24 protein-coding genes are annotated in these 18,155 nt (G+C 65.1%); 3 read left to right on the top strand and 21 right to left on the bottom strand.

Features of this window, described 5'->3' with window-relative positions; translation table 11 throughout:
* Positions 1-2 precede the first annotated feature (2 nt).
* The 9 genes from Q0Q48_RS18440 to Q0Q48_RS18400 all read right to left on the bottom strand — a co-directional run bounded on the left by Q0Q48_RS18440 (position 3) and on the right by Q0Q48_RS18400 (position 5,876).
* Entirely contained in the window at positions 3-824 is an 822-nt protein-coding gene (locus tag Q0Q48_RS18440) for a hypothetical protein (protein ID WP_295140651.1), read from the bottom strand.
* Positions 825-826: 2 nt separating this feature from the next.
* Positions 827-1,192: a hypothetical protein gene (locus tag Q0Q48_RS18435; protein WP_295140648.1), complete on the bottom strand. Its 366-nt coding sequence runs from the start codon at positions 1,190-1,192 to the stop codon at positions 827-829.
* Positions 1,193-1,273: 81 nt separating this feature from the next.
* Positions 1,274-1,534: a hypothetical protein gene (locus Q0Q48_RS18430; protein WP_295140645.1), complete on the bottom strand. Its 261-nt coding sequence runs from the start codon at positions 1,532-1,534 to the stop codon at positions 1,274-1,276.
* 14 nt (positions 1,535-1,548) lie between these two features.
* Complete coding sequence (locus Q0Q48_RS18425) at positions 1,549-1,977, bottom strand: Bbp16 family capsid cement protein (protein WP_295140642.1); 429 nt, start codon at positions 1,975-1,977, stop codon at positions 1,549-1,551.
* A gap of 29 nt (positions 1,978-2,006) precedes the next feature.
* The gene (locus Q0Q48_RS18420) at positions 2,007-3,026 is read right to left on the bottom strand and encodes a major capsid protein (RefSeq protein WP_295140639.1); all 1,020 of its coding nucleotides are present in this window, start codon (positions 3,024-3,026) and stop codon (positions 2,007-2,009) included.
* Between the two features lie 12 nt (positions 3,027-3,038).
* The gene (locus tag Q0Q48_RS18415; RefSeq protein WP_295140636.1) at positions 3,039-3,647 is read right to left on the bottom strand and encodes a hypothetical protein; all 609 of its coding nucleotides are present in this window, start codon (positions 3,645-3,647) and stop codon (positions 3,039-3,041) included.
* Complete coding sequence (locus Q0Q48_RS18410; protein WP_295140634.1) at positions 3,640-3,996, bottom strand: hypothetical protein; 357 nt, start codon at positions 3,994-3,996, stop codon at positions 3,640-3,642. The genes Q0Q48_RS18415 and Q0Q48_RS18410 overlap by 8 nt, the downstream gene beginning before the upstream one ends.
* 2 nt (positions 3,997-3,998) lie before the next feature.
* A complete protein-coding gene (locus Q0Q48_RS18405) occupies positions 3,999-5,672 on the bottom strand; it encodes a portal protein (RefSeq protein ID WP_295140631.1) in 1,674 nt (557 codons plus the stop codon).
* A 3-nt stretch (positions 5,673-5,675) separates the two neighbouring features.
* Positions 5,676-5,876: a hypothetical protein gene (locus Q0Q48_RS18400; protein ID WP_295140628.1), complete on the bottom strand. Its 201-nt coding sequence runs from the start codon at positions 5,874-5,876 to the stop codon at positions 5,676-5,678.
* A 75-nt stretch (positions 5,877-5,951) separates the two neighbouring features.
* Here Q0Q48_RS18400 and Q0Q48_RS18395 point away from each other — a divergent pair, with 75 nt between their 5' ends.
* A complete protein-coding gene (locus tag Q0Q48_RS18395) occupies positions 5,952-6,137 on the top strand; it encodes a hypothetical protein (protein WP_295140625.1) in 186 nt (61 codons plus the stop codon).
* A 278-nt stretch (positions 6,138-6,415) separates the two neighbouring features.
* Here Q0Q48_RS18395 and Q0Q48_RS18390 read toward each other — a convergent pair whose 3' ends face one another.
* The gene (locus Q0Q48_RS18390) at positions 6,416-7,957 is read right to left on the bottom strand and encodes a terminase (RefSeq protein ID WP_295140621.1); all 1,542 of its coding nucleotides are present in this window, start codon (positions 7,955-7,957) and stop codon (positions 6,416-6,418) included.
* Between the two features lie 80 nt (positions 7,958-8,037).
* Here Q0Q48_RS18390 and leuC point away from each other — a divergent pair, with 80 nt between their 5' ends.
* Positions 8,038-9,450, top strand: a complete 1,413-nt coding sequence (leuC, locus tag Q0Q48_RS18385) for a 3-isopropylmalate dehydratase large subunit (RefSeq protein ID WP_295140618.1) — start codon at positions 8,038-8,040, stop codon at positions 9,448-9,450.
* Between the two features lie 6 nt (positions 9,451-9,456).
* Here leuC and Q0Q48_RS18380 read toward each other — a convergent pair whose 3' ends face one another.
* The 3 genes from Q0Q48_RS18380 to Q0Q48_RS18370 form a co-directional block, all read right to left on the bottom strand.
* The gene (locus Q0Q48_RS18380; RefSeq protein WP_295140615.1) at positions 9,457-9,726 is read right to left on the bottom strand and encodes a hypothetical protein; all 270 of its coding nucleotides are present in this window, start codon (positions 9,724-9,726) and stop codon (positions 9,457-9,459) included.
* A 139-nt stretch (positions 9,727-9,865) separates the two neighbouring features.
* Positions 9,866-10,453 carry a hypothetical protein gene (locus Q0Q48_RS18375; protein ID WP_295140612.1) on the bottom strand — a complete coding sequence of 196 codons (588 nt, stop codon included), beginning with the start codon at positions 10,451-10,453 and terminating at the stop codon, positions 9,866-9,868.
* 19 nt (positions 10,454-10,472) lie between these two features.
* The gene (locus Q0Q48_RS18370) at positions 10,473-10,931 is read right to left on the bottom strand and encodes a hypothetical protein (RefSeq protein ID WP_295140608.1); all 459 of its coding nucleotides are present in this window, start codon (positions 10,929-10,931) and stop codon (positions 10,473-10,475) included.
* A gap of 161 nt (positions 10,932-11,092) precedes the next feature.
* Here Q0Q48_RS18370 and Q0Q48_RS18365 point away from each other — a divergent pair, with 161 nt between their 5' ends.
* On the top strand, positions 11,093-11,425 hold the full coding sequence (locus Q0Q48_RS18365; RefSeq protein ID WP_295140605.1) for a hypothetical protein: 333 nt from the start codon (positions 11,093-11,095) through the stop codon (positions 11,423-11,425).
* Positions 11,426-11,428: 3 nt separating this feature from the next.
* Here Q0Q48_RS18365 and Q0Q48_RS18360 read toward each other — a convergent pair whose 3' ends face one another.
* The 8 genes from Q0Q48_RS18360 to Q0Q48_RS18325 all read right to left on the bottom strand — a co-directional run bounded on the left by Q0Q48_RS18360 (position 11,429) and on the right by Q0Q48_RS18325 (position 18,091).
* Positions 11,429-12,217, bottom strand: a complete 789-nt coding sequence (locus Q0Q48_RS18360) for an FkbM family methyltransferase (protein ID WP_295140603.1) — start codon at positions 12,215-12,217, stop codon at positions 11,429-11,431.
* Positions 12,218-12,660: 443 nt separating this feature from the next.
* The gene (locus tag Q0Q48_RS18355) at positions 12,661-12,810 is read right to left on the bottom strand and encodes a hypothetical protein (RefSeq protein WP_295140600.1); all 150 of its coding nucleotides are present in this window, start codon (positions 12,808-12,810) and stop codon (positions 12,661-12,663) included.
* Between the two features lie 90 nt (positions 12,811-12,900).
* Positions 12,901-13,041: a hypothetical protein gene (locus Q0Q48_RS18350; RefSeq protein WP_295140597.1), complete on the bottom strand. Its 141-nt coding sequence runs from the start codon at positions 13,039-13,041 to the stop codon at positions 12,901-12,903.
* Between the two features lie 77 nt (positions 13,042-13,118).
* The gene (locus tag Q0Q48_RS18345; protein ID WP_295140594.1) at positions 13,119-13,655 is read right to left on the bottom strand and encodes a hemerythrin domain-containing protein; all 537 of its coding nucleotides are present in this window, start codon (positions 13,653-13,655) and stop codon (positions 13,119-13,121) included.
* Positions 13,656-13,711: 56 nt separating this feature from the next.
* Positions 13,712-15,886 carry a catalase gene (locus Q0Q48_RS18340; RefSeq protein ID WP_295140592.1) on the bottom strand — a complete coding sequence of 725 codons (2,175 nt, stop codon included), beginning with the start codon at positions 15,884-15,886 and terminating at the stop codon, positions 13,712-13,714.
* 336 nt (positions 15,887-16,222) lie between these two features.
* A complete protein-coding gene (locus Q0Q48_RS18335) occupies positions 16,223-16,825 on the bottom strand; it encodes a cysteine hydrolase (RefSeq protein ID WP_295140589.1) in 603 nt (200 codons plus the stop codon).
* Between the two features lie 7 nt (positions 16,826-16,832).
* Positions 16,833-17,288 carry a hypothetical protein gene (locus Q0Q48_RS18330; RefSeq protein ID WP_295140587.1) on the bottom strand — a complete coding sequence of 152 codons (456 nt, stop codon included), beginning with the start codon at positions 17,286-17,288 and terminating at the stop codon, positions 16,833-16,835.
* Positions 17,289-17,758: 470 nt separating this feature from the next.
* Positions 17,759-18,091, bottom strand: a complete 333-nt coding sequence (locus tag Q0Q48_RS18325) for a hypothetical protein (RefSeq protein WP_295140584.1) — start codon at positions 18,089-18,091, stop codon at positions 17,759-17,761.
* Positions 18,092-18,155 lie beyond the last annotated feature (64 nt).

Genomic DNA, 18,155 nt, shown 5'->3' with positions numbered 1-18,155 from the left:
CATCAGACCTGCGCTCCTATGGAAGTGGCCCAGGCCAGGACGTTGTTGTAGCGCACGAGTCGCTGGCCGCTGGTGAGCGCCGCGCCCCAGGCGACGTATCCGACAGAGGCAGCGCGGGGCTGCGACAGGACGCCGGAAGCGTTGGCGCCACCCACGAAGAAACTGTGCGACGGGAGGGACGCACCGAGCGCCGTATGCGGAGACGTCTGCACGAGGTCGACACCGTTCTTGGCGCCATACACGTCGTTCACCGTTCCGCCGTTGCGGCCGAACTGGGTCAGTCCCGCACTCGTCAGGGGGCTCAGTGTGTAAATCGCGCCAACGCCGTTGGCCGCCACCTGGACGGAGCTGGCATTCCTCGGGAAGACGCTGATCGCCTGGTTGGATCCCGAGTTGACGCCAAGGGAGGACGCCACGGAACTGACGTTCGTGCGTTCGTAGACCTCGGCATGCACGGAGCTGGTATTCATGGCCAGCGCATGGGTGCCCGGCACGAAGCCCGTGTCAGCATAGCTGGTCGATCCGTTGAAGGTATAATCGCGGTCCACGGTGAAGGACGGGGAGTTCACCGCCGTCGCCAGCCGACGCTGTTTCAGGCTCGTTAGCGCCTGAAGCGCGTTCTCCGCCCAGAAGCCCAGGTAATCGTCGGTCAGCCCCCAGAGGCCCGCGGTCTTCTCGCTGAAGACGAACTGGTCGACGACGATCAGGCGCGCGAGGGAGACGGAGCCACCGTTCGTCACGACCTTGTCGCGCCACGCCAGCACGTCGGCATCGAAGGCTCTCGCGCTGCCGCCGCGCGCCCTGTTGAGAAAGGCGATGGTCATGTTCAGGTCCCGACGTAGACGGTGAGCTTCTGGCCGTTGGTGCCGATCTGGGTCATGGCGCTTTGCGCCTCCTTGCCCGTGATCTGCACTGTGTCGCCGCCTGAAAGAGGAATGCCGGCGTCGAGCGCGCAGGTGCCGCCGGTCGGATCGAACGCGGCATCCCCGTTGGCCTTCGCGCTACTCACGATGACGACGCGCCGTGCGGCGTCGGCCGGCACCAGCTCCGCCGAGGCACCGGTCATTGTGACGCTCGACCTGGTGAGTGCCGCCCCCGTGAGGGTGGTCAGCACGACAGGGAGCGGTCGTGCCTCCGAGACCGGGACGGCGCCGCGCTGGGCGGCGGACTGATAGGCGATATCTTGTGCCATGACACTTCTCCTCGCGGTGCCGGGGCCGGCCCGGGAGACCGGCCCCTTCGTGCTTACTGCCCGTCGATCACCGCTCGACGATCATTGGACGAGGACGACCTGGTCGCCCGGCTTGGCGGCTTTGACCGGCGTGCCGTCGCCACGACCGGCCAGCGGATCGCCGAAGATCGGCGCCTCGCCCGCGCTGCGCCGGCGCGGGGCGTCGACCGGCACCAGCGAGAGGCCCGGCGCGCCGGACCACAGGATGCGCGCGCCGATCGGATGGAGCTGGACGCCGTCGTAGAAGGGATTGTCGACGACGACGTACTCGGCGGACTTGTCGCTCTTTTCACTCTTGGCCATGACGATGCCTCCGTTCAGCTCACGGTGAAGCCCGACGCGTAGGCCCTGCTGGCCTGACGGTCGTGGGCGAGGAAGGCGGTGAACGTGCCCGCGGTCAGCGGACCGGTCGCCACCGTGTAGTTGATGCGCAGGTAGCGTTCGGCATCGAGCGGCAGCTTCACGCGCAGCACCTCGGTGCCGGCCGCGAGCGCGGCCTTGCCGATCGTGCCTGAACTCGCGAGCACGACAGGCGAGGAGAAGCCCGCATTGTCGTCGGTCTCCAGCGTGAACGTGACCGTCGCAGCGCCGGCTGCCGTCACGCTCTGCGTGACCAGGACCACCAACTCGAGCGGCTCGCCGTTGCCCATGTCGCGTGCCGCGCCGAGATCGATGATGTCGGTCGAGGCGGCCGTTGTAGTGACCGCCTGATCGGTCCCGAAGGTATTGAGCTTGTCGTACATCATGATGACGGGTTCCTTTTCTTGAGCGCCGCTTACGACACGGTCGCTTCGGCCAGCGTGATCTGATCGCACTTGCGGATCGGGATGCCGCCGAAGCTGTCGAAGATTCGGCCGTCGCTCTCGTCGAGCGTGCGGCGGATATTAGTGTTGTTGGTGGTGGCCGCGACCGAGGCGCCGAGGTTGCGCTGGATGTCCAGCCACTGCTTCGTGGTGCGGTTCATGTACCAGGCCGGCCGGCACATCTTGATGTTGGGGATCTTGTTCATCGCCCGCATCATCAGCTTGACCAGGTCAGCCGGGGTCGAGCCCGCAAGGTCCGACACGTCGATGTTGCCGATGCGCACGACGTAGCGCCAATCGCGCACGGTCAGGCCTGCATCCCACTTGTAGTGCGTGCGATAGCCCTGGTAGCGATTGCCGGCGGCATCGAGCAGCGTCTGCTCGCCCAGATCCTTCATCGACAGGCCGGCCTTGCTGCCCTTGGGGAAGATGCCGTGCACCGTGAGGTCGCCCCAGCCGACCAGCCAGATCGACGTGTTGTCGGAGCCCGAGCCGCCGCCGGAAATGAAGTTATTGGCCGTCTGCGACGTCGAGGTAGAGGTCGTGTTGTAGCGCGGCGCGAGCCCCATGAAGCGCTCGGGATTGGTCGCCGTGTTGCCGTAGAACAGCACGCCGGCGAGCTGCTGCGTCAGGCCCTCGAGGAAAGCGCGATCCTCGCTCAGCCGATAGGCCGCCGTGTTGCCGTTGAGGTCGGCCAGCGCCTTGTCGATCTCCGAATAGGTCTCGAGCATGCCGCAGGAGTCGGTTATCTGCGTGCTCGTACTCTTGGTTGGCACGATGCCCTCGTTGAAACGGCGCCAGGTGCCGCTCGGCAGCGAGGTCTGCACGCTGGTGCGATGGCCGGTGGGCAGGTTGCCTTCGTTCCACACCATGTCGTCGGTGATCTCGTTCATCTGCGACAGGAGCTGGATGACCTGCGCGATGCTGCCGTCGGGATCGATGACCTTGGACCAGTCGGCCAGGGTCGGATTGGTCACGGAGAGCGTTGCCATAGAGCTTGGTTCCTAGTTGTGCTGGGAGTTGGGATAGAGAGCCTTGGGATCCATCGCGCCGGTCCCGCGGCCGGCATTGCCGCCCACGAACGAGTCGTCCTTGATCGCCTGGGAAACCTTCACCATCCCGCGGATGAGCCCCGGATGGTTGGTGAAGCCCAGCCCTTCGAGGTAGGCGATGGTCTGGCGGTCGAAGACCTTGGCGAGTGCGGTGCGGGCATTGCCCAGCGCCTCGGGCGAGAACTCCTTCTCGGACGTCGCGCGCCATTCGGTCGTCTGCTTCGTCCACGAAGACGCGGCATGGTCGTTGACCGCCCGCGCGATCTCCCTGTCGCGCTCGACGGTGAAGTCGATCAGCTTCTGCGCCGTCTCCGGCGCGATCTTCTCACCGCCGAACAACTTCATCGCTTCGCCGAAAACCGGATCGTCGGCGCGGTAGCCTTCGGGAAGGCGAAGGCCGGAATAGTCGGCCGGCGCGTCGGCAGCCGCTTCCGCCCCGTCTTCGGGCGCCGCCGGCACGCTGTCGGGCCCGGTCCTCGGCGCCTCCGCCCAGTTTGCGGGACCAGATCCCTCCGCGTCGACGACATGCTTTGGGGACGTCGGGTCGAATGCGTCAGCCATCGTTCTGCTCCTCCGCGGCCCAGGCCGCCCATTCGGTTTCGATCTCGTTGAAGCGGGCTTCCGCACTCATCAGCTCGGTCATGTCCGGCGCGTGCCGTTCGAGCTCGCCCAGCAGCTCGATGCCGATGCTGCGGCGCCCGGCCCGGTAGTCCTGGTGACGCTGGGCCTCGAGACCGCCCGGCACGTAGCCGTCGCTGCGGATGTCACAGAGGCCAAGCAGCCCGTGCACGAAGCGGCGGCCGAACTCGGTCGCCATGACCGCGCAGAGATCGTCGGCGACGCGCTCCTGCGCCTGCTTATCCCGGCGCTCGGCTTCGCGGACCTGTCGCGCATCGTTTGGATCGTGCATCGCTAGACTCCCAGTACGGTTTGAAGGGCATTGCGGCCACCGCCGACCTCGGTCTCACTCAAGGTCTTGGCGCCCTTGGCGACGGCGCCTGCCATCTGCAACGCCTGCGCCGCCTGGGCCTGCAGCGCTCGCGCGGCCCGACCCTCTGCCACCACGTCGTCGGCCAGGGTGATGGCGGCCGGCGCGCCGAGCTTGTCGGCGTAGACGTCGATGCTCTCGTCGGCGTTCAGCTTGTCGAGCACCTCGGGCCGGGTGGCGGCGATACTGCCGGCGAAGGCCCAGAGCCGCTCGACCGTGCCGAGGTCAGCCGCCTTCTGCGCCTGCGCCAGGATCGAGATCAGCTCGACATCGAGCGGATAGCCGTGCAGCTCCGACGGCGGCTTCGTGAAGAGACCGTTTTCGGCCATGATCGTGAAGGTGCGCTGGACCAGCGGCTGCAGCAGGTCGTCGTGCAGGTTCTCCAGCACTGGCCCGAGCATCTGCATCTTCTCCTCGCGGCGCGCGCTGATCTCAAGCTGGTTGCGCGGCTGCACGCCTTCCATGTCCGAGAGCATCAGGAAGAGGTCCGCGAAGAAGGCCGACTTGATTGTGGCCTGGGTCCGCGCAACGAGACGCTCGACCTCGGCGATGGCGCCGGGAGCCGTCTGGTAGAGCGGCCACATCCCCGCTCCCCTCTCCTGGGTGGTGAAGTAGTTGATGGCGCCGGGCAGCACCGACGAGGCCGAGCCGCGCAGGCTGACATGCGCGCCCATCGGCGGGTTCACGTGCTTGTCGACGGCGTTGTGCTCGCGCTTCTTCAGGATCTGCAGCGACTTCACGTCGGGCAGCGCGTCGTGGCCAGGCCCCTTCGAGTAGGCGTCGTTGCCGATCGGCGACCAGCGGGGCGTCAGCGCCGGGAATTGCGAATAGCCTCCGCAATGGATGAACTCGCCTTCAGCCTGGCCACCGCCCTCTCGCCAGTAGACCGAGCGGAACTTCTTGCCCGCGGAGTCGAGCCGGCCCTTCTCGAAGCCGGTGTTGGGCTCGATCATGTGCAGGATCGCGATTTCGGTATCGGCTTCGTCGCCGCGCGCCCGCTCGGCGATCTCGGCAATGCCGTGGCCAGGCCAGCGCTCCTCGATCTGGCGATACGAGTACATGAAGCGGCGCGCCAGCGTGTCGACCCGGCCGCGCCAGTCGAGGCCCAGCCAGTATTCGCCTGTCGACAGCGTGTAGAGGCGGATCACGTCCTCGCGGTCGAACTCGACGATCGCACAGCCGGTACCGAACTGGCCAAGCTCCTCGTACATCGACGGCAAGGCCGAATAGAGATTGCCGGCGTTGAACACCATGCGCATGCGCTCGGCGCACTCGTCGAGCCACACCTTCACCGGGGCGAGTGACGCCACACGACGGTCGGGAATCGAGAGGCGGAACCACGGGCGCGCCGGCGAGGTGACGCCCGACATCAGCCCGGCCACCAGGGTGCGCAACGCAAAGAGCGCCGTGGGATCGAGGATGGCGGCATTGGCCTGCGCGCCGCGGCCGCCCTGGTTGGGCGACGTGAAGAACTGGCCACGCCGCGGATTGACGAAACGCGATAGCTCGCGCCAGCCCGGCTCCCAGGACTGGCGCTGGCGCTTCAGGACGCTGAGGCGGGCGTCGAGATGGCGGCGAAGGGCAGGATCGTGGGCCATCGCTCAGGCCCCCAGTATCGTCTTGCCGCGCGAGGCGGTGGTCGACGCGGCACCGGTGAGACCGAGCCCGCCGGTGGTGATCGTGGAGGCGTAGCCCGCCATGGCGGCCGCACGCTTCTTCTGCGCCTCCCGCGCCTCGCGCACCGACGGATCGGCCAGCGACGGGACGGGATCCGGTGCCGGCGGCAGGGCCGGCGGCGACATCGGAGGATAAGCGGCCTGTCCGCCAGCAAAAATTCCCAAGGGCATCTCTCCTGTGAGCGAGCCCTTGAGTTACTGATGAACCGGATTTCCAAGATGCAAGCGGCAATTTTCGGCTGGCTGCTTCTTGAAGGAGCGTCAGACGAAGCGGCTTCGGGCGACGGCCGTACGCGCTCGTCGCAGCCCCAGTGGCGTACGTGGGCACGCACCGGCGGCGGCAGCGTGCCGGAAGAGCCCGGCGCCTCCATCCTCCGCACCGCATGAAAGCCTGGCTCGCCCGCCACATCGGCGCGCTGCTGGCGCTCGGCATCGCCTGCGCCCCGTGGCCCGCGTATCCCAGACCTTCGCGACGATGATCGCCCCGGCCATCGCCGACGCCTGCGGCTCGCCCATGTGAAAAGGCCCACCCTCTCCCCGGAACGGGAGAGGGCGGGCCTCCAGACATCGAGCCGGCTGGTCAGCCGTCACCCAGGATGCCTCCCAGATCGCCTCTGCGGGCGATTGCAGCGACCATGACAATGCAGTGACGCTGAGTCCAGCACTCAAGCCCCCACAAGCGGATCGTAGTCGGATTCGACCGACACGGCGCGAAGTGCCGGCAGCGCCCCGCCCGACTCGAATTTCGTCTCTCCCGGCAGGTCGGCGACTGGATAGGCGAAGGTGAGCGCCAGGCCGTCGGCATTGTCGGGCGAGGCCAGGCCGCGCTTTTTCATGTCTTCCTTCTTCTCGAGCCGGATCGCGTTGTGCAGGTTGAAGCCATATTCGCGCCCCGTGAGTTCGGCCAGCAGTTCGGGATCGTCGGGGATGGCACCGGTCTTCAGCCACGCCCGCATCGACGCCCACATTTCGGCGGCCTTGTTGGCAGTGAGTGGCATGCCGTCGCCCAGGGTATAGCGATCGGCGCGACCACCGAAATTGACGCCGACGACGAGATGGCCCGCCAGCATCTGGCGCACGCGGTCGACGACACCGGCGCCGATACCGCCCTCGTCTATGAACACGGCGGCCGCGCGATACCGCAGCGCCAGCTCCGCCACCTTGCCCGACAGGACCATTAGGTCTCCCACGCGCAGCTTGATCGCGGGTACCGAGCGCGCGTCGTGGCCACGACGGAACCAGATCGTGCTCTGGTCGTCGCCGCCCCGAGCGCAATCGACGCCCATCACCAGCGGCTGGCGTAGATGGCTCTCGGCCGGGCGGCGGACCGCCTCCTCCACCGTCTCGCCGTCGATGAACTGCATGGCCCCTCCCCTCGGGAACTCGCCCTTCACGCGGACGCGAAAGAAGTCGCTGTCATCCCCATAATCGGCGGCCCAGCGGGCGATCTCGTTCTTGTCGGTGAGCGATACCCTACGGCCGTCGACCTGATGGCGCTGCCAGCGATGCCGGAAGCGGCCGAAACATTCACGGAAACGCCCGGTGTTGCGCGTCGGATTGCCGGTTGCCAGCCACAGGATCTCGGTGCCACGGTCGGTCAGCGCCCCCTCTATCGTTTCCCAGACCGGATCGGGAATGGCCGAGGCCTCGTCGAAGGCGACGAACAGGCGCCGGCCCTGATTGTGCAGGCCGGCGAAGGCCTCAGTGCTGCGCAGGCTCCAGGGCACCGCGTCGATGCGCCAGGTCCGCTCGTGCGCCGGCTCGACGCTGGCGATGGATGTGGCCGCGATCTCGAACCAGTCAGCGCAAACGGCGAGCCGCAGCCACTTGGTGAGTTCGGGCCAGGTCTTGGTCTTGAGCTGCGTCGCCGTATTGGCCGTCACGACCCCACGCGTGTCACGGAAGGTTGCGAGCGCCCAGACGATGATCCACGCGACCAGTGCCGACTTGCCGACGCCATGGCCCGAGGCCACGGCGACGCGGATCGCGGCGGAGGCGCTATCGAGGGACCGCCCGATCTCCTGAAGCACCTCGCGCTGCCACAGCTCGGGGCCCGCGTCCTTCGCCAGCACCGTCCCCGCCTCGCCCCACGGGAAGGCGAACAGCACGAAACCAAGCGGATCGTGCGCATAGGTCCCGATCTCGACAGCCAGGGGATCGAGGGCGGTGGCCTGCGAGAAGGATGGGGAGTCCGGAACGTTGGCCACGATTTGGGTCCTGATGGACCGGACTCTGCGTTTGCAAGGAGAAAGCACATCCTCCAAGTTCCCCCATCGCAGGACAGATCATGACGGCGCCGTATCCACGCACCCTCTACGACAAGATTTGGGACGCACATGTCGTCGAGCGGCTGGGCGGGCGGACATGCGTGCTCTATGTAGACCGACACCTGCTCGACGAGGTGCACAGCCCGCAGGCCTTCGACGGGTTGCGGCGCGCCGGGCGTCCGGTGCGGCGGCCCGCCGCGACGCTTGCCGTCGTCGATCACAATGTCCCCACCGAAGGCCGACGCAACGGTATCACGGAGCCGAACTCGCGGGCGCAGGTCGCCGCGCTGGAAGCCAATGTCGCGTCGTTCGGCGTGCCCTACATACCGTTGCTCGACGAACGCCAGGGCATCGTCCACGTGATCGGGCCCGAGCTCGGCTTCTCATTGCCGGGACAGACCATCGTGAGTGGCGATTCTCATGCCTCCACGCACGGGGCCTTGGGCGCGCTCGCCTTCGGCGTTGGCGCATCGGAGGTCGAACAGGTACTGGCTACGCAGACGCTCGTGCAAGAGAAGGCGCGCAACATGAAGGTCGAGGCGACGGGCGGCCTTCCCTTCGGCACCTCGGCCAAGGACCTGGCGCTCGCGATCGTCGGACAGGTCGGCGCGGCAGGCGGTAACGGCCACACGATCGAATTCTGCGGAGACACGATTGCGTCGCTCGACATGGCCGGCCGTATGACGGTGAGCAACATGGCGGTCGAGATGGGGGCTCGCGCGAGCCTGATCGCGCCCGACGAAGCGACCTTCGCCTATGTGCGGGGCCGCGAGCGGGCGCCCGAAGGGGACGCGCTCGACCAGGCCATCCAATGGTGGCGTACGCTGCCCTCCGATGCCGGCGTATCGTGGGACCGGGTAACGATGATCGACGCGACACAAATCGCCCCGATGGTGACTTGGGGGACCAACCCCGAGACAGCGCTGGCGATCACCGGCGTCGTGCCCAATCCGAACGACGAGCCCGATCTCCAGCGCCGGGCCCAACGCCGGCACATGCTCGACTGCATGGGACTGATATCGGGGCAGAAGCTCGCCGGCTTGAAGGTCGATGCCGTCTTCATCGGCTCCTGCAGCAACGGCCGCCTGGAGGACATCCGCGCCGCCGCCAGCGTGCTACGCGGCCGCAAGGTGGCGCCCGGCGTGCGGGCGCTTGTCGTTCCTGGATCCGGGCTCGTGAAACGGCAGGCGGAAGAAGAGGGGCTCGACCGCGTGCTCATCGAAGCGGGCTTTGAATGGCGCGAGCCTGGCTGCTCGATGTGCCTTGCCATGAACCCGGACCGGCTGTTGCCAGGACAACGCTGCGCCAGCACGGCGAACCGAAACTTCGAGGGACGCCAAGGAGCGGCGGCCCGTACCCACCTCGTCTCTCCCGCCATGGCGTCGGCCGCTGCGGTAATGGGCGCCTTGGTTGATGTGCGGGAGCTGGCGTGAACATGTCTAGACCGGCGGCGTGACGTCGATCTCCTCGAGATATTCGATCTCGCGCTCGTAAGTCATATCACCGATGGCGAGACCGACGCTGACCATCGCGTCATCGACATCGTCGTCGGCGACGGCGTACTTGGCCGCAAGCTTATCCAGAACCGCGCGAATCTCGGCTTCGGCGCCCAGCCGGTCGCGGTCCAGAACATCCAGACGTTCGCGTGGATCTGTCGGGCCCACGAAATACTTGGTGAGATCGTCGAGAAGTGTGCGTGCCGTTTCCATGCTTCACTCTCCTTCCTCTTGGAGAGTCAACTCCCGGGAGCTGTGGTTGTTGCGTGACCGCACCCTACCGGTGGCAAAAATGTAACAGAAAAAGGGGCCCTATGAGGGGCCCCTTTCTTCTTCAGGCTTTGGCGCCGGCTCAGCCCGGCCAGTTCGCACGCATGCGGTCGATCTCAGCCTGGCTCGGACGATATGGAGGGGCCTTGGGATCGAAGCTCTTCCAGCCCGCAGCGCGATACTCCGCGCCGCGCGCCACCGGATCGATGGGCCTCGATGCGGCAAGGATTGCCTCGATATGCGCCGCATCCTTGTCAGGCACACGCGCGGTGACGAGTGTTCCGCCACGCCGCACGGCTTCCGAATAGACCTCCGCATGCTCGCGGTCGGTACCGGCATCGGCGAGCGCTCCCACGATTCCACCCGCAGCCGCACCGCCCGCGGCAACGGCGGCCGTCGACGCAAGCCATCCCGCTGCCACCACCGGGCCGAGTCCCGGAATCGCCAAAAGGCCGAGACCCGCCAGCAATCCGGCGCCCGCTCCGACCGCGCCGCCGATGCCGGCTCCGGCCGCGGTCTTGTTCACGTCGTCCACATCGGCGTATTCGGCGCTGACATACTTGTTGGCGACGATGCTGACGTCGCTGCTGGGCACGCCCGCACGCTCCACGGCGTCGACGGCCGCACGGGCCTGGGCGTAGCTGTCGTAGGCTCGGCTCACGGTCTTCATGTTCCTGTTCTCCTTGCGGTTACTGGTTGGCCGTGACGACATTGCCCTTGTAGTCCACGGCGACCTGGACCGGCTTGCCACCGTGCTGGGCCGTGCCCCGCCAAATCCCGTCGTCGTCCTTCTTGAGCTCGCTCACGCCGTCCATGCCCTGTGCGATGATGCGATCTTTGGCTTGGGCTTCTGTGAAGGAATTGGAGCCCTTCAGGGGCGCACCGACATCAGCCTTCTTCGCTTTGTAGGCGTCCGCCTTGCAGGCATTCATGAACTCGGCCCGTGTGATCGTACCTTCCGTTGCGACCGTCATGCCGGCGACCCGCATGAACGACATGTAGCGGATGGCCTCACCGCCGGAAACGTTGCCGTCGCTGTTGGCATCCGCCTTCTTCCACATGTCCTGGCACTCAGCGTCCGTGGCGGCGAAGGCAGGAGTGCCGGCAACACAAACGGCGATTGCCGCGAGGGCAAACATCTTCTTCATTTTCCTAGTTCCTTTGATTGGGAGCTGATCAAGCCAGCCGGCGCTTCAACGGGCCGTACGCAAATGGTTCCGGTGCGCCAGCGAACGTTCGGCTTCGATTGGAACTTCGACCGGACGCAGCGCGTTGGGCTCAGGACCGAAACATCAGCCCGGAGAATTCCATGACAAAGACCGAACAGCTCATGCAGGAGCGCGACGACCTCAAGGCAAAGATCGCAAGTGCAAGCAAGGTCAGTGGGACATCGCAACGCGAAGTGTCGGATCTCAAGATGATGGAGCAGGAGTTGCTGGCGCTGGAACAACGCATTGGGCGCGAAAAGACGGCGGATACCGCTGGCACAAAGCCGACTTCGCTAAGCGAGAAAATGGACAAGAAACTCGACGCCGCACTCAAAGACAGCTTCCCGGGTTCCGATCCCGTATCGTTCATCGAAGCGACCCCCGTACAGCCCGGCGACGAGTCGCTTACGGCGGTGAAGGTGGGGAAGCGCTGAGACCTACACGCCGGAGAAAATCGAACCGGCGGGTGAAACTCGTCTGAGCAGCCAATCTCTGTGCTGTTCGGACGTGCGGAAAGTGTCAGCCTTCTCGAGGCCGTCGGGTAGCACGAGAAATTTCTCGTACGCCATCAGCACCGGATCGGCATTCAGCTTCTCGAGTGCGAATGGAAGGACCTCGATCAGCAAATCCGGACGGTAGCGCTGCAGCAGCGGACCAAGAGCAGCCAGCAGCTCCGGCTCGAACCCTTCCACATCGATCTTGATCAATGCATGGTCGGCCGTTGCCAGCCACCGCTCGAGTTCGGGCGCGGCAACAACCACTACAACCGATTCGTCGACCTGCGGCGTAAAGATTGAGGAAAAATCTCGCAGCAGCGATCCATTTGTAAGGTGTCCGACCGGCTCGTAGAACACCTGCAAGCCCGACGCCTCGCCGATGGCCGCCTGATAGGCGACCACACTCTCGGCCTCGTTGACAGTGAGGTTCGCGATCAAACGCCGATAGGCTTCGGGAGCCGGTTCGAAGGACACTATGCGCCGTTTGCCACCACCCGGTGCTTTCCTGAAGAGGGCATCAAAGAATATGGAGTAAAGACCGGCGTTGGCACCGATCTCCAGAATCAGGTCGTAGTTCTCTGCAACGTTGTCCTCCAGCCAACGGAAGACCGGCGCTTCATACTCAAGGGCATTGAGGAACAGAGCTTCCTGGTCGAACTCCTTCCAGTGCGGGATCAGGGATACCTCTGTCTGGACGCCCAGCCGCACCCTTCGAGCAGCAAAATCCATGTCGGGCCATTCATGGCCGCGACTACATATCGAGTTGCGGACCCTGCGCTGCAGCGACACGGGCAGAAGCCCGCGACTGACCCAAGACCAGAATGAAACATAGGCAAAAGCGAGAGGGCGCGGCCCCCTCACCAGCCAGCCATGGACGGTTCTTGCTATGGAATTGATCAACCGCCGTTCCGCTCCCTCCCCGACTGAATAACATCAACCACGGCTAGGGCAAAGGCGCGGCCTCGGCCCCTCACCATACTGTCGATGCCCAGGGGGCCTGACACCACCGCCCACCCTGGCGGGGCCGGTCAAGCCTTGAACTTCCGGGCGTGATTGGGGTGCTTCTCGAGAATGGGCATCAGTCCCGTCGCGAACTGCTGGACTGCTCGACGGCGTGCCTCCCGACGTCACGTCGTTGCCCCGGTCGCCTGCGGCCGGGATGCAATCGGCGGCTACTTCACGAGACGCGGTAGGGCAAACTGCAACGACGTCAGCACCAATACGACTACCAATCCGCCGGCGACGGCGGTCGCCGTGTCGGCCATCACCATGAAGACGAAGATAAAGGCGTCATAGGCGAGTCCGATCAACAGAGACACCATTGCCAATGGTCATGAGACTTGAAGCGTGATCCACGAAGCGTCAAGTGAGGCGGCCACGCTCACATTGGCGATGGTTCGCGGCGGGCGCCATCAGCCGGCCAATGGCAAGCAGGACCAGGAAAAGGCCACCGGGTGAATCCGCTGGTGGCCGGGAGTCAGCGTCTCGAAGCTCCAATTGATTACAGCGATAAGCTGAATGCCCATGATCGCCTGGATGCCGGGCAGGATCACGCGGGCCTCCGTCGCGTGGGTGCTTCGTCTTCGAGGCTGTCGCGATGGTCCCGCCGGTCATCCATGGTGTCTACAGGCTACCGCATATGCACCGGCTCGCTCTGGGCGAGCTTGTGGCCCGTGAAGGAGCGAGTCTGGGGTGGTGGCAGTCCTGCCTCCTTGAACTTGGCAAGCAGCTGTGCCTTGCGGGCCTTCAACCGGTCCCCGAGATCGTTCAGGTCCATGCCGGCGTCGCGTGCCTCGGCGAAAAGACCTTCGGAGCGCATTTCCTCTTCCTTCACGTGATGCTTGATCATCTCGGAAAGGACCTTGACCTTGGCGTCGTAGAACTCATCCGACGGTGAGCCCTGCAGCAATTCGGCAATCAGCACCTTGGCGCCGTCATGTTCGACATAGGCTTCGTCGAGCAGTTCTCCGTCCTCGATCTTCCCCTTGCAGGCCGGATAGAAGATTTCCTCCTCGATCGTGGCGTGCACCATCAACTCAGTGCAGATCTCTTTCACCAATGCGACCTTCCGCTCTTCCGAACGGGCCTTCTCGAAGGATTCAAAGAGCTCCTCAACCTTACGATGGTCCGCCTTCAGCAAAGCGACCGCGTTCTCATTCGTAGCCATAAAACCTCCTTGAATTATATCATCCGCGAAACGGGCTTTTCGCCGGCAAGTTGCAATCAATTGGAAGCAAGGTTCGACACGCGGCGAGGGAAGCGATGCTGCGCGAGATTGTCGAGCAGCAGCGCCACCACCTTGCCGTCGTCAATCACAACCCCTTCTGCGTCTGCGAGACCGAGTCGCTCGAGCAGTCCACGCGCATCCGATGCCGCCGCAATCGGCTTGCCGTGACGAAAGGCCTCGTCGATGAAGCGCTGGGCGATCGGCATGGTGGCCAGGCCCTCCGCTACGCCGGGCGGAACGAGCACGGCGTCATAGATCACAGACGGTGCGTTGGGCGCCGCTCGGTTCACGGGCAGCGGCTTGCCAGTGGCGTCGATCACGGCGCCAGCATTGGGACCGATCAGCTCCGTCAGTTGACCCGCCTTCGCGATATCGCCTGCCATGGACCTGACGACGCCAGCATCCACACCGTTGCCCACGAGGACCGCGATCTTGCGGCCCCGTACCATTGGCGGCGGCCTGTCCATCGAGAGCGCGGGCGAGCGCAGCTCCCCGGCGTTGAGATTGAGGGGCCCCGACGGACTCGGAGCGGACGGGGTTGGCGCCTGCGGCGAGCCGGCTGGCGCCACTTCGATGCCGGTCTGGCCCGAAACCATTTGGGCGAGTTGCGGCGAGATATTGCACAACAACTCGTTCATCACGCGGTTTCGCACGCCCTCGTCGACGACCATGTTCAACTCAAAGGCGAAGGCCGCCGCAATATGGTCCTTCTCCCAGTCGCTCATGCTGTTCCAGAACATGCTCGCCTGGCTGAAATGGTCACTGAAACTGTCACTGCGCTGGCGCAGTTTCGCGCCGGCCTCCTGGAACGCCACCGAGCGGAAGGCCGCCGCGGCCGCGGGCGAATGCATCGGGCAGCCGCCGCCCAGGCTGTTGGGGAAATAGGAGACTTTGCCAGGGTTGATGGTATGGCGGCCGAAGCCGTCGCGCTGGTTGTTGTCGACGGGCCGCAGCGAGCGATTGATCGGCAGCTCGTGAAAATTGGGCCCCACGCGACGCAGCTGGGTGTCGATGTAGGAGAAGAGCCGCCCCTGCAGCAGCGGGTCGTTGGTGAAGTCGATGCCCGGCACGACGTGACCGGTGTGAAAAGCGACCTGCTCCGTCTCCGCGAAGAAATTGTCCGGATTGCGATTCAGAGTAAGCTTGCCGACCTTCCGGACGGGGACCAACTCCTCCGGGACGATCTTGGTCGCATCGAGCAGGTCGAAGTCGAACTTGTGCTCATCGGCCGGTTCGACGATCTGCAGGCCGAGCTCCCATTCAGGGAAGTCGCCGCGCTCGATGGCTTCCCAGAGATCGCGGCGATTGAAGTCCGGATCACGGCCCATCAGAAGGTTGGCCTCGTCCCACACCAGTGAGCACACGCCCTTGAGCGGCTTCCAGTGAAATTTCACAAACCGCCAGCCGCCTTCGGCATCGACCAGGCGAAAGGTATGAACGCCGAAACCTTCCATCGTCGCATAGCTGCGCGGGAGCGCGCGGTCGCTCATGGCCCACATCAGCATGTGGGCGCTCTCCGGCGTCAACGAAACGAAATCCCAGAAAGTGTCGTGGGCCGACTGGGCCTGCGGAATCTCGTTGTGAGGCTCGGGCTTCACCGCGTGGATCAAGTCGGGAAATTTGTTGGCGTCCTGGATGAAGAAGACTGGCATATTATTGCCGACAAGATCCCACACTCCTTCCTGGGTGTAGAATTTCACCGCAAAGCCACGAACGTCGCGCGGCGTATCCGCCGAACCGCGCGAGCCAGCGACCGTCGAGAAGCGGACGAAGACCGGAGTCTGGACCTTGGGGTCCCGGAAGAGCTGCGCGCAAGTGAGGTCGGACAGGTCTTCGTAGACCTGGAACACGCCGTGCGCAGCAGCGCCCCGCGCATGAACCACGCGCTCGGGGATGCGCTCATGGTCGAAGTGCGTGATCTTCTCGCGCATCAATATATCTTCGAGCAGCGTCGGCCCGCGCACCCCGGCCTTCAAGGAATTCTGGTCGTCGCTGACGCCGACACCCTGGTTGGTCGTCAACACGTTGCCCGGCGGAGCCGTAACCGATCGAAGCTCGGTCGTCTTGGCCGTTTCCTGCCGCGCAACAATGTCCTTGTCGAGGGGCGTATCCTGCCCTGCCGTGCGGGGCGGAGGAGGAGCCATCGTCGGCGGTGCGGGCTTCTTGGCCATGGATAGAATCCGTTCAGTTGTGCGTGAGGAACGCTGCCAACGGCCTGCCCTCAAGGCGGTTGCCCCTTCTCTCCATTATGTGGGTCGGATCGCGACACTACGCGTCATCCCAACGCAAGCTCTGCGCGCGAGGCCGGCGCGCCCGCGCTCTCGGCGACGGCGACCCGCGTCGCGATGGTCTGTCTCCCTGCCCACAGCCACGAGGCATTCACGCACCGTCGAACAGAGTGCGAAGGCACGACGACTCGCCCAGCCCTCGGTGTCTTTCTCGGCAGCGGCCGACGGAATGACGCCGCAACTCAGCCGCCCAGAACCCTTCCCGCGGCGGCTGCGGGCCTACCAGCGGTTCAGGAGTTCCCCGGTCGTCGTCGACTCCACCTGCGTGGCGAAGCGCGTTCGGAACAGGTCGATCAGCGCATCGTGTGCGCCGTCGCTGGTGCTACACAGCGCGTCGATGGGCAGCACTACCCGGAAGCCGAGGTCGATCGCCTGCATCACCGTCGCGAGTACACAGACGTCCGTCTCCCCGCCGGTCACGACCAGGGTGGTGATGCCACGCCGCTTGAGGGCCGCTGCAAAACCGGCGCGGCTGAACACGGAATTGGCCGGCTTGTCGATGGTCCGGGCGGGCGGCACCAGGCGAGCGAGCGGCTCGACGAGCTCGAGCAGGCGGGGATCGAGGGCCTCGCGCGTCATCTGCGGCCAGCGCTCATAATAGGCACGCCATGCACCCTCCGCCGCATCGGCCGTTGCAGGCGGCGCGAACAGGCTGAACACGCTGCGCCGTGTGTGCCGGCTCGCGATCTCGACGACGGCCGGCAATACCCGCGTCAGCCACGGCACCTGCCACGCCGTCTCCTCGGCAAAGAGACGCTGCATGTCAACGCAGAGGTGGAGCATGGTGTCGGCCTCCAGTCGGAAGCCCCCGTTCCTCACCATGCGTTCCTCAGTCCTGCCCCCAGCGATAGCGCGCGTGTTCTTCCGCCTCGCGGGCAACTGCCCGGGCACGGCGCCCGGCACCGCGTCCATCGGGCGGGCCCGCAACAGCCAGCAACGCCTCGTGACGGGCCTCATCGAGCTGGAAATGGAGGCGAGCGCGCCACGGCAATGCGTCGATATCGACGCCACCTGTGACCTCGCTCAGACGCGCGAAATCAACCGGCTCGGTGACTGCGCAAAGGATCAGCGGGCTCGCATCGCGGGAGGGCTGAACCGCGAACGGCCCCTCCAATTTGAGGTGGCTGCAGGTACGTACGATCAGATTGGCGGCAAACCGCAGCCGCGCGCTATCGAAGGGATCATCGTCGCGCTGGCCCCCGGCAAAACAAGGCGCGATTTCGCCTGTCAGGAGAAAGGCGGTATCAGGAGAACCGGCCAAGTCGGCCCATGCGATGCGTGGCATCAGAGATCTTCCCCGCATCGTCTAGGAGTCGGGTTGCAACGTTGGAATCGAGGAGTTGGCAGAATTCTCCGCGCCACCTGCGCGTCGTACTCGGTCGATATGACCCACCGCTGCTCGCGCAGCATCCAGCCTGCTAGCGAGCGGTGGCGGCCTTCACGCAAGCCACGGGGTGGAGCAAGTTTGAATCCCAGTCCCGTATCGGTGGCGTCGAGTGGCATCCTCTGTTCCTCACGCTTGTGGCCCGCGGCCGGACCTTCGGGCCGCCATGCCAACGGGCCTCCTTCACGGTGGTTGCAAGCGCTTTGTAATTCGCATCGGGACAAGCGTGCTTGCCCTTGGGAAGAACGGCCCGAAGCTGGAGGGAGCTTCTATACAAGCTGCCCGCTGCGCGTCTCGGTCGCGGCCGCGTCAGGTCTCGCCCAAGCCTACCATCCAATAGGACTATGCCGCCCCTGCGGCCGGCGGCACGCCTACTTGCCTAACTCGGGTGCCGTATCGGCGGGTGCGCCGCCGGAGGCAGGCCGCACGACCGCACGCAAGGCCTGGCGCAATTCGGCCGCGGTCATGTCGTCGTGGAGTCCCGGTAGTAAGGCAAGGCCATCGGGGATCGGATCCACGTGTTCGGCGGCGCGGACAGCCTCCAAACCCGCCTCATACCGACCCTCACGAACCGACTCTATGGCCGAGAGGATATGATAAGCCTCTCGACGGTTCGGATTACGCCTGAAACGTTCCAGCACGAGCACGAACCGATGGATACGCTGGCAAAGTAAGTGACGTGTCGCGTCCGCCAAATCCGTCATGACCTCACCACTATCGCAACATTGATGAGCATCCAAGCATTCGATTCAGCGCGAAGATATGCGA

Origin of the sequence: uncultured Reyranella sp., assembly GCF_945957355.1 — a bacterium.
In the GTDB taxonomy this organism is placed as follows: Bacteria; Pseudomonadota; Alphaproteobacteria; order Reyranellales; family Reyranellaceae; genus Reyranella.
The sequence above is the reverse complement of the archived record's forward strand: the minus strand, read 5'-3'. Positions and strand labels throughout refer to the sequence as shown.